The organism is Tahibacter aquaticus (genome assembly GCF_004363655.1).
Taxonomy (GTDB): domain Bacteria; phylum Pseudomonadota; class Gammaproteobacteria; order Xanthomonadales; family Rhodanobacteraceae; genus Tahibacter; species Tahibacter aquaticus.
In genome coordinates this window covers 176,599-188,737 of the sequence record NZ_SNZH01000003.1, presented here as the reverse complement: position 1 = coordinate 188,737, position 12,139 = coordinate 176,599, and the positions used below count along the sequence as shown (strand labels likewise).

Sequence of the window (12,139 nt, the reverse complement as noted above, 5' to 3'; positions counted from 1 at the left end):
TGACTCTGCCGTGCCGCCACTGTCATCCGCGACAGCGCGGCACGGCATGTTTCAGGCGTCGCCGCCGCTGAGCCGCTTCAAGGTCTCTGCGTCGCCAGTCCGCCCCGATGCCGTCAGCTTCTGCATCAGGCCCGCAATCGACAGATCGCGCACTGCCTCGGCCCCGCCCAGCGCCGCGATCAACTCGCGCGCATCGGCGATCAGGTCGCGCTTGCCGGCCTTGTGGTCGGCCAGGGCGCGGCTGAGCAGTTCGCTCTTGTCCACCGTGCCGTCGATGGCCTTGCCCAGGCTCAGGCTGCGCATGAAGCGCTCGAAGTATTCGCCGTCGCCGCCGACGATCTCGATCTTGGCCACGCTGAGCGCCTTGCCCAGTACCTCGGCCTGCTCGCGCGCGATGGCCTGGTTGGCTTCGATGCTCTTGAGACGCTGTGCATGCGAATTGTCCATCTGCATGCGCTGCTCTTCATGCGCGCGGGTATCGGCACTCATGGCCTGCATGGCTTCGAACTTGTCTTTCAGGCCGCCGGCTTCCGCGGCGAAACGCGCCGCAATTGCCGAGGCCTCGGCTTCGCCGAACTTCTGCTTGCCGCTGGCTTCCGCTTCCAGCTTCATGCGCAGTGCATCGGCCGTGGCCGCGCCCTGCTTGGAGATCGCATCGGCTTCGGCGATATGCACCTTGGCCGCGACCAGGCCGGCCTTCTCGTCCGCATCGGCCTTGGCCAGTGCCACCCGGGCCTGGGCCAGCCCGCCCGCGGCCGCCAGCGCTTCCACGCCTTCGGCTTCGCGCTTCTTGCCCTCGGCGGTCTTGCTGGCGATGGTCAGGCGCGCCTCGGCCATGGTCAGCTCTTCGGCCGCCTTGTGCTTGGCGCGCTGCTCGTCGGCCAGGGCGACCTTCACGTCGGTGATGTACTTCTCTTCGGCCTGGCCTTCGGCCAGCACGATGGTGCTTCTCTTGGTGCGTTCGGCTTCCGACAAGGTGCGCAGGTTCTTGATTTCCTCTTCCTGCTCGGCCACGGTGCGCTCGACCACGATGCGCTCGCGGATCACGTCGGCAATGGCTTTTTTCTGTACTTCTACTGCTTTCTCTTTTTCGATCTGCTGCAGGGTCACTTCGCGCTCGCGGTCGACGATCTCCAGCTGGCGCGCACGGGTGACCTTCTCTTCCTCGATCGCCACGGCGCGCTGGCGGTTCATGCCGGCCACTTCCGACTCGCGCTTCATGTTCTCGGTCTGCACCGCGATCTGCTGGTCGGCGAGCAGGCGCGCACCTTCGGACTTGGCACGCTCTTCCGAGGCCACCTTGGACGATTCAGCCTCCTCGCGCGCCTTGGTGATGGCGATCTCGCGCTGCTGGTTGGCTTCGGCGTAGGCCTTCTGCCGCTCCAGTTCCAGCACGGCCTCGGCCGTCTCCACGTCCTTCTTCTTGATGCGCATTTCCTCGTTGCGGCGCAGCTCGTTGGTGAAGATGTTCTGCTCGGCGGTGAGCTCGGTGATCTTGCGGATGCCCTGCGCATCGAGGATGTTGTGCGGGTCGAGCTTTTCCAGCGGCGTCTGTTCCAGGTAGTCGATGGCCGCGTCTTCCAGCACGTAGCCCGACAGCTCGTCGCCGATCTGCCGCACGATCTGGTCGCGGAAACGGTCGCGCGCCTCGTACAGGTCGACGAAATCCATCGCCTTGCCGACGGTCTTCAGCGCTTCGGAGAACTTGGCGCTGAACAGGTCTTCCAGCGTGGCCTGGCTGCTGGCGCGCTCGCAGCCGATGCCCTGGGCCACGCGCAGCACGTCTTCCCGCGTCTTGTTGACGCGCACGAAGAACTTCACCTTGATGTCGGCGCGCATGTTGTCCTTGCAGATCAGGCCTTCCTTGCCCATGCGCTCGATCTCGATGGTCTTCAGCGAGATATCCATCACCTCGCGCCGGTGCAGGATGGGAATGACCAGGCGGCCGGTAAAGGTGACCTCGGGCTCGGCCCGCATGGTGTTGACGATCATGGCGCGGCCCTGGTCCACCTTCTGGTAGAACTTGGCCACCAGGGCCATGAAACCGAGCACGAAGATGACCAGGATCACGATGGAGACGATCAGGGTCGTAAAGGCGATGTCCATAAGCAAGCTCCAGCAATAGTGGAAACGTGCACTTGATTCTCCTGGGCGCGCTACACGAGGCGCACGCGGGGATGATGCAGCCCGCCCTCTCCCCGAGGGCCGGGCCAATGCCCAGGCAAACGCGCCGGGGCGGTGTTATCGAACAGGCAGGGTGTGAAGTCGCTTCAATCCGGCCCTAAGGTGGCCACGCGGTAGCGCTTGCGCTGCGCATCGAAGCCGACCACGACGGCCTGCGTATCGCGCACCAGATCGTTGGGCTGCTCGGCAAACACCTGCAGGGTCAGGCGCGTACCGCTACCCATCTCGACCTCGGCCTGGCCGAAGTTCTCTTCCACGCTCAACGTAAGGATGCGGCAGCGCTTGCCGATGGCCGACTGCTGCGCGCTGTGCTCGTGCACGGTGAACAGCGGCTTCAGCGGCCGCAGTGCCAGCGAGGCGAGCAGCGCCGCAACCACCAGCGCAGCCAGCAGCAGCAGCGTTCCGGTCGCCCACAACGGCAACGGCAGCAACGGCAGCAGCAGGGCGCTGCCGAGCATGGTCAGCAGCCACCAGAAGAAGGCCACGCCGCTGACCACGATGGAGAACGGCAGGCGGTCCAGCCCCAGCGCCAGCAGCATGTCGGGCAGGCCCTCGGCGTCGGCGTCATGGTGATGGCCGCCGCCCAGCCAGTCCGGGCCTATGCTGTCGAAGTCGAGCAGGCCGACGATGGCCAGCAGCCAGAACACCAGCAATACACCGATCAGCACACTGGGCAAAAAGGCCGGGTAACTGGTCAGCAGTCCGACAAAACTCATGGCGTGCTCCTCTTGCCGCGCGGCTTGCGTTGTTTTTCGGCGAACGCGATGAGCGTCGCGCCGACTCTTTCCTTGATCGCGAGCGAATCTCCCGGGTCGAGATCGTAGCGCGCGCCGAGCAATTGATAATCGGTCTCGCTCAGGCTGACGGTCAGGCGCGGCCGTTTCGCCTGGCGCAGCAAGGGCAGCCCCAATACGACACGCACCTGGTCGGAGTTGGACAGATTATTTTCGTATGCCGCCGCACGTATCGCCTGCAGCACACTTTCGGAAACGTCGAACGCCACCTGCACGGCGCGCAGGGCCGATTGCGCCGAACGCCAGCTGCTGGGCAGCTCAGTCTTCACGCGCTGGCCCCGGGCGGCGTGCCGCAGGCACTTTTTCCAAGGCATCGATCACCCGGCTGGCACGGGCGCGGCGGAAACCGGCCGATCCCGCCGGCGCTGTTTTCGTGCGCGCGGATTTGGCAGCAGCGGTTTTCTTCGCGGCCTTGGCGGCGGGCGTGCCTGCCGCGGACTTGCTTGCCGCCGGACTGGCCGGGGTTTTGGGCGTGCGCGCCGCCTTGCTGCCGGCAGCGGCCGCCGTGCGCCGCCGCGTGGCCTGCGCCTGCGTGGCCTGGCCTATCGCGCTGACGGCGCGGGCCATGCTCAGGTCGTGGTCGAGTTCGCGCAGCTGCCGGCTGACCTGGTCGTGCAGCAGGTCGAGCTGGCTCAGGTGGGCGCGAAAGCTGCCGGAAAGATCGCTGTCGCGGGCAATGCTGCGGGCCAGTTCGATCAGGCGCTCGCGATAGCGCGGATGCGACTGCGGCACCTGGGTCAGCGCTTCCAGCTGCTGCTGCGCCTTGCCCAGGCGCCTGGCCACCTGCCCGGCACGCTGGCGCGCCTCGGCCAGTTCCCGGGCGGTGCGCTGCAACAGCAGCTGCGCCTGATGCAGCGAGGACGGTGCCTTTTCGGCGTGCGTGCGCGGCGGCGCATCGGCGGCCAGTTCCTGCCGCACCATGTCGCGAATTTCGTTCCACCAGGCCATGGCTTACCTCAGACCAGGAATTCGGCCAGCGTGGCCAGGGCGTCGCGACCGTTGTCGCCCAGCGTGGCCAGTTCCAGCGCCATGTCCGCGGGCGAAGCGGCGGGACTCAGCGCACCGACCAGCACGAAGTGCGAACCGATGCGGCCGAACGACGACAAGGGCACGCTGGGATTCAGATCCAGCAGTGTTTCCATCAGCCTGGCACGCAGGCGCGGACGGACTTCGTCGTCGCGCCAGAGGTAGCTGATGCACAGCAACTGGCTGCCCGCGTCGGTGACATAGATCGCAAGCCGCTCGCTGCCGGGAAAGGCAATCTCGATTACCGGCACTTCGCCGGCAACGGGAGTCACGTCGATGGCGTCGATCAGGATCTGCCGCTTGAGCAGCGGCACCGCAGCCTTGATCAGATTCACCAGGCGTCGCCGGCTGGCCATTGCATCCCCCGTGTTCTGGCGTTCGGTTGACTTTGCGCTAGCGGCGACGCTAACCAGCGCGACATAACATGTCAAGACATATTATGTCGCTGCAGTGCAGCACGGCAAGAAATGCACCGTAGGCCGGGGTATGCCGCAGGCGCACCCCCGCATCGAGGTGCCACTCACCAGGAACCCATGGCGGAGGAATACTCGCCGCAACGGGATACAGGCAACAGCCGTTCTCCGCCAAGGCTTTTTTGCGGGTACACCGCGATGCCGGGGTGCGCCTGCGGCCTACCCCAGACTGCGATTTTCCTTTATTGCTTTATTTCTTTGTCTGCAATTCCACTCGCCGCCGGTGATCGAGCAGGAATTCGCGCGTACCCGCCGGCAGCAGCGAGCGTTGCAGGGCGATCTCGAGCGCAGGCAGTTCCTCGGCCGGATACGCCTGGCGCAGCAGCAGCAGCGCGCGCTCGGCCAGGGTGGCGTTGTCGCTGGCGAGCCAGCGCGTGATGTGCTCGACAGGAGGCTTGGCCTTGTCGCGTTCGAGAATGTCGAAAGCGAAGCGCACCAGGCTCGCATGACCGTCGCTCTGCTGCAGTTGCACCTGCACCTGCTGCTGCGCCAGCAGGTCGGCGGCAATGGCAGTCCAGCCGCTCTTGCCCGGACCGTAGTACTGCGGCAGCACGGCGGCGGCCTGCAGCAGACGGGCCCGCGCATTGGTGTCGGCGTCTTCGTCCTGCGCATAGCTGAGCAGTGCCTTGCGCGCCCGGGCGTCCAGCGCCTCGTTGAGCTGCGGCCGCAGCACGATCTCGGCCAAAGCAAAATTATTTATTTGTGGATCGCGATGCTGCAGCAGCTGCAGCAGCTCGGGCAGGCGCTTGCGCACGGCGGTGGCGTCGGCACCGGCCTGCCAGGCGTAGATGGCGCGGTTTTCGGCACTGTCGCGCAGCAGCGCGGGTTCCAGGCCGGGGCTAACCAGCAACTGCGCGCCACCGCGGTTGAGCCGGATCTGCTCGGCTTCGCGGCGGAACGGCGAATAGGCAATGAGATAGCGCTCGCCAGGCACCACGATACCGGCCAGCTTGTCCGGCACAGCCAGGTCGATCAGCTCGGGCACCGGCGCGTCGCCGCCCAGTTGCTCGATGCGCTTGAACACCATGCGCCCCGGTACGCCCGGTTCGGCGAACTCGACCACAGCGATATTGGTCGTCGCCTCGCGCAGTACGGCACTGGGCGGCTTGACCTTGGCGGCCCCGGCAATAGCGGGCAGCAGAGAAACAACAGACAAAAAAGCAAGCCGCAAGACTCCCATAAATACACCTCAAGACCTAGAAAACTCGACATAGCAAGACATACGGTGCTGATTGTTGCATCATCCGAAAGGCTGATAGTTATCAGCCTTAAGTCTCAGTCTCCGGGGGTATTGTCCATGCTTGTTCGTCACGGCTTCGCTTTGGCCGCCGCGACCGGTTTCACTGCGCTGTTTTGCCAGGCCGCTGTTGCGGCCGGCGGCGTAGTGGTCGGCCATGCGGTGCGTTCCGACGTTTCTCCGCCCATGCGCGATGTGCTGGGCAGCTATCCTGCGCCGCAGGTCGGCGCTGACGGACAGGATGTCTACGTCATTCCGAACCAGTTCGTGAAGCCGAGATCGGCCGACATGAGCGAGTTCCTGCGCTCGCTGAGCCAGCGCAATGCACAGACTTCGCCCAGCGGCACGCCGGCACCGTCGACCATCGTGGCGGCGAACGGCCTGTCCCTGGCAGTCGGCGGCGGTGGCGTACCGCCGGATACCAACGGCGATGTCAGCCCCACGCATTTCATCCAATGGATCAATACCAGCTGGGCGATCTTCGACAAGACCACCGGCGCACGCCTGGCTGGCCCCACCGCCGGCAACTCGTTCTTCGCCGGCTTCGGCGGCAAGTGCCAGACCACCAACGCGGGCGACCCGCTGGCGATCTGGGACGACCGCGCGCAGCGCTGGGTCATGTCGCAGTTCACTACCGGCGCGAATGCCAGCCAGTGCTTTGCGATCTCGACCACGGCCGACCCGCTCGGCACCTACAACCGCTATGAATTCGCCTGGCCGACCACGCCGGTGCAGGTATTCGGCGACTATCCGCACATCGGCGTGTGGACCGACGAATCGACCCGGCAGAATGCGTACACCATCGTGACGCACGAGTTCAACAGCGCGACCTCGGCCTTCCTCGGCGCCGCCTTCATCGCGGTCGAGCGCGACAAGATGCTGGCCGGCGCACCCGCCAATCAGGTCGGCATCGTGCGCTTCCCCGGCTTCGATGCCTATGGCGCCGAACCGGCACACCTGGACGGCACCTTGCACGCCAAGGCCGGCAGCTGCGCCCCGTTCGTGCACTTCGACGCATCGACGGCGGAGTACCTGTTCTGGGACATGTGCGTGAACTGGACCACGCCGAACACATCGACCATATCCACCGAGCAGCGCGTCGCAGCGAAGACGCCGTTCGTACCCAACTTCACCGCCGTGCCGCAGCTGGGCTCGTCGGTACCGCTGGACGCATTCGGCACGCACATCATGTATCGCGCCGCCGCGCGCGCCTTCCCGCCCGGCTCGCCGACGCGCCTGTCGCTGGTGGTCAACCACGGCGTGCTCGGCGCCAGTGACCAGGGCGGCATTCGCTGGACCCACTTCGATCTGGCCCAGGCCAGCCAGCGCTTCGAATCGATCTTCACCGACGGCTTCCAGGCCACGGTCGACGCCGGCCTGAACAAGATCATCGTCGACGAAGGCACCTATACGCCGGATACGAATACCCGCTGGATGGGCGGCATCGCCATCGACAAGGGCGGCAATATCGGCGTTGGCTACAACGTCGGCGCAGCCGCCATCAATCCGCGCCTGATGATCAACGGCCGCAGCCTCAACGATCCGGACGGCCAGTTGCGCGACGAACAGGCCTGCACGCCGGCCACGACGGGCTCGCAGACCGGCTCCTTCAGTGGCCGCGGCCGCTGGGGCGACTACACCTCGATGAGTGTTGACCCGAGCGACGACTGCACTTTCTGGTTTACCGGCGAGTTCTATCCGACCACCAGCACCAACCAGTGGTCGACGCGCATCTGCAGCTTCAAGTTCAGCGAATGCGGCCTGCCCAGCTTCAAGCTGATCAGCGAAACGCCGCGGCGCCTGGAAGTCTGCGGCGCGACACCGGGTCCGGACCCGTCCTGGAGCCTGCTGGCTGGCACGGTCGGCGGTTTCAATGCGGCCGTCACCCTGACGCCGAGCGGCGTACCGGCCGGCACCACGCCGTCGTTCAGCGCCAATCCGATTGCAGTCACGCCGAGTGCCAGCCAGTTCACCCTGGTCGGCGGCCGCGCTGCAGCGAGCGGCGAATACTCGGTAAACGTGTCGGGTACCGGCGGCGCCGTCACCAGCGCGATCGGCCTGGAGCTGGGCGTGTCTGCCACGGCTCCGGCAGCACCGACCCTGACCGCCCCGGCCAACGCGGCCACCGGCGTGAAAGTGCGGCCGACCCTGACCTGGGCTGCCGTGCCGGGTGCGCTGACCTATCTGGTTGAAGTGTCCAGCAGTGCCGGCTTCGGCACCATCATTGCCTCGGCGACGGTGACCGGCACCAGCTGGACGCTGGATACGACACTGACCGCGAGCACGGCCTACTTCTGGCGTGTACGTCCGTCCAACTACTGCGGCGCCGGTCCTGGCTCGGCAGTGTTCACCTTCACCACCGGCGTTCCGGGCTCCTGCCCTGCCGGCACCACCCTGACCAACGTCGTCACCTACGGCTTCGAGGGCGGCGCCGAGCCGGCCTGGACCGCGGGCGCACCCGGCGATGCGGGCGGCACGGCCTGGAGCGTGGGCACACCGATCGCCAGCACCACCGGCTTTACCGGCAATGTCTGGAAAGTGCCCAACAACACGGTGACCAGCGACCGCTCGCTGCTGTCGCCGAGCGTGACGATTCCGGCTGCCCAAGCAGTGATCCTGTCGTTCGACACGTACCACAGCTTCGAAATCGAAGGCACTACCGGCTGCTGGGACGCCGCGGCGATGGAAGCCAAGGTCGGAGCTGGCGCGTTTACCCTGCTCAATGCCGATCGCTTCTTCACCGACTCCTACAACGGCACCATCGAAGCCGGCGCGCCGCTGGCAGGCCGCCCGGCCTGGTGCCGCCGCTCCAGCGCCGGTACCGCGGCAATCCGCTCCATCGTCGATCTCGACGACATGGCGGGCCAGTCGGTGCAGTTGCGCTTGCGCGCGACCAGCGACAGCAACACTGCCGCGGCAGCACCGAATGGCATGCAAATCGACAACGTGCGTATCGACGTCTGCCAGTAACAGGTTGACCAAGACAACCTGCCAGGGCGGCCCAGGGACGGGCCGCCCGACTTTTCGACCGGGACTTGCTGCTGAGAAGGTGTAGAGGCGGTCCGCAGCACGGGGCTCAGGCTCGCACCGCGACAGCAATACGTCACGATGGCCAGAACCGGCAGGAAAGAAAGCAGGGATTCACTGACCAGACCCGAACGCGCGGCTGCCCGAGTGCAGCCGCGCGCCGGGAGGCGCCAAGGCCATTGCGGCCTGTCGCCCCTACCAGAAACCACGGCAGCGATGCCGTGGTTTTTTTATGGCCGCGCAGGTTGGCGGCGAGCGAAGCGAACCCCGACCTAGGTTTTTACTGCGCGACGCTCAGCCGCGTCGCATCGACGTCGGCGCGAATCCAGGCATTCGCCGCATCGACAGCAGCTTCGCGCGAGGCAACGATGCCCGAGGCGGAAACCGTGCGCAGCCAGGGACGGAACACCTTCCAGCGCAGCGGCGTGGTCGGCGTGCCTTCCACGACGACGCGATAGCCCAGACGGCGATACGCGGCCACGCGCTGCGCGCGCGGGCTGCGGCTGGCGTTGGTCGCACGATGCATATCAGGGATGCGATACATAGCTAATTCCTTCAGCAGGTCGATCGGGGCAAAACCACATCAATCGGTACAAAAACACTTAGCTACAAATTTTTGGCACAAGCAGGCCCTATCCGTGGGTCACACGAATCCATTCCCACCTTCGGGCTGGCAATGCCGCGCGGCGGCAGTTGCGGTGTCAGGCGCTTTTCGTCGCCGCGGCTGTTCGTGCCGGCGGCGACGGGCGCCTTATTTCACTTGCAGGAAATCGTGTTGCGCCTGCAGTCCTGGGTGCGCCGCTGCTGCTTGGACAGGCTGTAGTTGGCCAGTACCCCAGGCGCGGCATTCGAGTTGATGTAGTTGATGGCGGTGAATCCGATCATCGGCAGGCCGAGCATGGCCGTGCCGTCTTCGGCCACGCGCAGGCTGCGGCTGGCCTGGCCGCCGTTTTCGCTGTAGCGCAGCAGGTCGAGGCTCATCCAGCCGGTTTCCTTGACCGCACTGGCGGCGACCGGCGCGAGCCGCGAAACCAGGGTCGAACCCAGCGGACGTCCGGTCGCATTGACCGTACCGCTGCTGGGCGCCAGCGCGATGACCTGCGTGGCATAGCGCATTTCGAGGTTGGCACTGCTGCCGGCCGAGACGCCGACGCTGCGGCCGGACGGATCGCGCAAGGCGTACGGCAGGTACATCGCCGCGCTCGCTTCGCTGCCGGTGGTCGGATAGACCGCGGTGAACGGCTTGATCGCGGTGGCGCCGACGATGGCCTGGTCGGTGTAGTACGGCTTGGTCGGGAAATTGATCACCCAGTCGGTGGTCGCGCCCAGGCTGGCATCGTTCACATAGTTCACATCGGCGGCATCGGCGGCGAGCACCGCGCTGACCGCATCGACGCCGCGCTCGGCCGGGTATTTCAGTTCGAGACGACGGCTGGGCAGGTCGACCGCGGCCGTGGCGAAGCGCTCCAGCGGGTCGTTCAGCGCGTCGTCCAGGCCCAGCGTGTTTTCCGCCGGAGCGCGGTGCGATACCACGCTGGAGCGGCTACCCGCGGGAATATCGCTGGGGTCGGTGCGGAAATCGGCCAGTGCGGTCGCGCTGTAGGCCATGACCGTGCCGTCGCCGACATTGAGCACCATTGCCTCGCCGCTGAGCCCGCCCGTGGGGTTGGTCAGATAAGTCGCCGGCGCGGTACGCCAGTAGCTGCTGAAGCCCGTATACAGCTCTTCGCAATCGACCGGCGCGCCAAGGCCGTTGGGCGAGATCGCATCGGCCGGCGGCGAGCCGGGCACCAGGGTGCCGGTCTCGAAAATTTCCACATAGCCTTCGCGCGCCCGGTCCATGGTGTTGGGACCGGCATCATCCAGCGGCGCGATATAGCCGACAGTGCGGAACGGCACGTAGCGGCGGCCGTTGGGCAGGATGCGCTCGTCGAAGGCGGGATAGGTGCAGGACTTGTCGCCGCTGATCAGATTGGCCGATTCGCCGTTCTCGTCCAGTGCGAAGGCCGTCGTAGACCAAGTATCGTACGGCGCCAGGTAGACATTGAAGGTCAGCGTCTGGCGACCGTTGCGCGCCTCACGGAACGCCACGAACAAGGCCTTGTGCCGGTCGCTGTGGTTGGTCACCGAAATCACGGTCTGGTTGCCGGCGCGGGTGGTGTAGTACGGGTAGATCAGCACCTGGCCGTGGCCGTCGGGATCCAGCCTCACCGCCGCGGCGTTGCCGGCAAACAACGCCAATGTCAGCGCAGCAGCCAGGGACTGGCCTGTGCGGAGTGCAAATTTTCCGATCGAACTGGTGCTCATGTTTTTTCCCGTCTTTTGCAGCTGCAAGCAGGTTTGCAGGCTGCCTTTGCGTTTCACAATCGGTAGACGCGCGACCTCGCCGATCCCCCCAAGCACATCGACCTTGCGCATAACACATGCCTTTTCACGTTACTGTAGCTAATATCCGCCGCCATTCAGGTCGAAGACCATCGCCCGCGATGCCGAGTACGTCCTCCAACGCCGCGCACGTCCTCCTCTTCGCATCGCCTGGCACGGCGACGGTCGCCGTTGCGGCGGCAGCGAACCCTGACGCTGCCATGCCGGCACCCGCCTTCGTCGCTCACCCCGAGCGCCCGCTGCGGCCCGGCCTGATGGCCCTGAGCCTGTCCCTGTTGCTGCATGCCTTCGGTGCCATTGCCCTGTGGCAATGGATCGCCGATTTCGAACCCACGCCGGAACGCCCGCCCCTGCAGGTCAGCCTGCGCAGCGGCGGCGCTACCGCCCCCGCGACGACCGCGCCGGTCGAGTATCCTGCCGACGCCCCGGCCCCGCCCGCTACAGCGGCGACGCGACCGCCCAGGCCCGCAGCCCCGCCGCAACCGCGCGAACTGGCCAAGACTGCCACAAGCCCCGCGCCGATTCCGCTACCCGCCACACTGACCGAACCACTGGTCGCGGTGCCTGTACCGGCGCCGCCGCCCACGCTGCCCACCGCTGCGGAAGCCGGCCTGCCGGTCAACCCGGTCGCCGATACCGCAGTCAACACCACCACCTTGCGCGTGCTCGAATGGCTGGCCCAGCACCGGCGCTATCCGGCGTCGGCCCGGCGCGAACGCCTGCAGGGCACGGTGGAAGTCCTTGTCGTGCTGATGCCCGACGGCCGCCTGGTCAACCAGCGCATCGCGCAGAGTTCCGGCCATGCGGTGCTGGACAAGGCAGCGCTGGAGCTGCTGCGGCGCGCCTCGCCGCTCCCCAGTGCCGCGTTCTTCACCGGCGAAGCGCGCCAGCTCGAACTGCGCCTGCCCATCGTCTACCGGCTCAGTATCTGACCATGGCCACGGTGCTGCCTCAGCCCGGCCTGCCGCGCCGGCACGCTGCCAACCACTTCTGTGCCGGCGCAAGCGGCCCGG

10 protein-coding genes are annotated in these 12,139 nt (G+C 66.2%); 2 read left to right on the top strand and 8 right to left on the bottom strand.

All coding sequences use genetic code 11. The features are described 5' to 3' along the window. Window positions 1-51: 51 nt before the first annotated feature. The 6 genes from DFR29_RS06400 to DFR29_RS06375 form a co-directional block, all read right to left on the bottom strand. Entirely contained in the window at window positions 52-2,106 is a 2,055-nt protein-coding gene (locus DFR29_RS06400; RefSeq protein ID WP_133817757.1) for a flotillin family protein, read from the bottom strand. A 164-nt stretch (window positions 2,107-2,270) separates the two neighbouring features. Continuing rightward, window positions 2,271-2,900, bottom strand: coding sequence for a hypothetical protein (locus tag DFR29_RS06395; RefSeq protein WP_133817756.1), 630 nt, complete (start codon window positions 2,898-2,900; stop codon window positions 2,271-2,273). Then, complete coding sequence (locus DFR29_RS06390) at window positions 2,897-3,247, bottom strand: hypothetical protein (protein ID WP_166653914.1); 351 nt, start codon at window positions 3,245-3,247, stop codon at window positions 2,897-2,899. The genes DFR29_RS06395 and DFR29_RS06390 overlap by 4 nt, the downstream gene beginning before the upstream one ends. Then, entirely contained in the window at window positions 3,237-3,926 is a 690-nt protein-coding gene (locus tag DFR29_RS06385) for a hypothetical protein (protein WP_133817754.1), read from the bottom strand. Before DFR29_RS06385 ends, DFR29_RS06390 begins: the two co-directional genes overlap by 11 nt. Before the next feature lie 8 nt (window positions 3,927-3,934). Continuing rightward, window positions 3,935-4,360 carry a DUF2170 family protein gene (locus tag DFR29_RS06380; protein WP_133817753.1) on the bottom strand — a complete coding sequence of 142 codons (426 nt, stop codon included), beginning with the start codon at window positions 4,358-4,360 and terminating at the stop codon, window positions 3,935-3,937. Between the two features lie 307 nt (window positions 4,361-4,667). Further along, window positions 4,668-5,633, bottom strand: a complete 966-nt coding sequence (locus DFR29_RS06375) for a hypothetical protein (RefSeq protein WP_133817752.1) — start codon at window positions 5,631-5,633, stop codon at window positions 4,668-4,670. Between the two features lie 141 nt (window positions 5,634-5,774). On the opposite strand from DFR29_RS06375, the gene DFR29_RS06370 reads away from it, so the two are divergent. Continuing rightward, on the top strand, window positions 5,775-8,684 hold the full coding sequence (locus DFR29_RS06370) for a fibronectin type III domain-containing protein (protein WP_133817751.1): 2,910 nt from the start codon (window positions 5,775-5,777) through the stop codon (window positions 8,682-8,684). A 337-nt stretch (window positions 8,685-9,021) separates the two neighbouring features. Here DFR29_RS06370 and DFR29_RS06365 read toward each other — a convergent pair whose 3' ends face one another. After that, window positions 9,022-9,285, bottom strand: a complete 264-nt coding sequence (locus tag DFR29_RS06365) for a hypothetical protein (RefSeq protein ID WP_133817750.1) — start codon at window positions 9,283-9,285, stop codon at window positions 9,022-9,024. Between the two features lie 212 nt (window positions 9,286-9,497). Beyond that, complete coding sequence (locus tag DFR29_RS06360) at window positions 9,498-11,048, bottom strand: hypothetical protein (protein ID WP_133817749.1); 1,551 nt, start codon at window positions 11,046-11,048, stop codon at window positions 9,498-9,500. 278 nt (window positions 11,049-11,326) lie between these two features. Here DFR29_RS06360 and DFR29_RS06355 point away from each other — a divergent pair, with 278 nt between their 5' ends. After that, window positions 11,327-12,058, top strand: coding sequence for an energy transducer TonB (locus DFR29_RS06355; RefSeq protein ID WP_133817748.1), 732 nt, complete (start codon window positions 11,327-11,329; stop codon window positions 12,056-12,058). Window positions 12,059-12,139: the final 81 nt, after the last annotated feature.

Excerpts from the sequence above, each read along its gene's own strand:
- DFR29_RS06370 (WP_133817751.1), top strand. The coding sequence starts at position 5,775 with ATGCTTGTTCGTCACGGCTTCGCTTTGGCCGCCGCGACCGGTTTCACT.
- DFR29_RS06380 (WP_133817753.1), bottom strand. The coding sequence starts at position 4,360 with ATGGCCAGCCGGCGACGCCTGGTGAATCTGATCAAGGCTGCGGTGCCG.
- DFR29_RS06360 (WP_133817749.1), bottom strand. The coding sequence starts at position 11,048 with ATGAGCACCAGTTCGATCGGAAAATTTGCACTCCGCACAGGCCAGTCC.
- DFR29_RS06400 (WP_133817757.1), bottom strand. The coding sequence starts at position 2,106 with ATGGACATCGCCTTTACGACCCTGATCGTCTCCATCGTGATCCTGGTC.
- DFR29_RS06395 (WP_133817756.1), bottom strand. The coding sequence starts at position 2,900 with ATGAGTTTTGTCGGACTGCTGACCAGTTACCCGGCCTTTTTGCCCAGT.
- DFR29_RS06385 (WP_133817754.1), bottom strand. The coding sequence starts at position 3,926 with ATGGCCTGGTGGAACGAAATTCGCGACATGGTGCGGCAGGAACTGGCC.
- DFR29_RS06365 (WP_133817750.1), bottom strand. The coding sequence starts at position 9,285 with ATGTATCGCATCCCTGATATGCATCGTGCGACCAACGCCAGCCGCAGC.
- DFR29_RS06355 (WP_133817748.1), top strand. The coding sequence starts at position 11,327 with ATGCCGGCACCCGCCTTCGTCGCTCACCCCGAGCGCCCGCTGCGGCCC.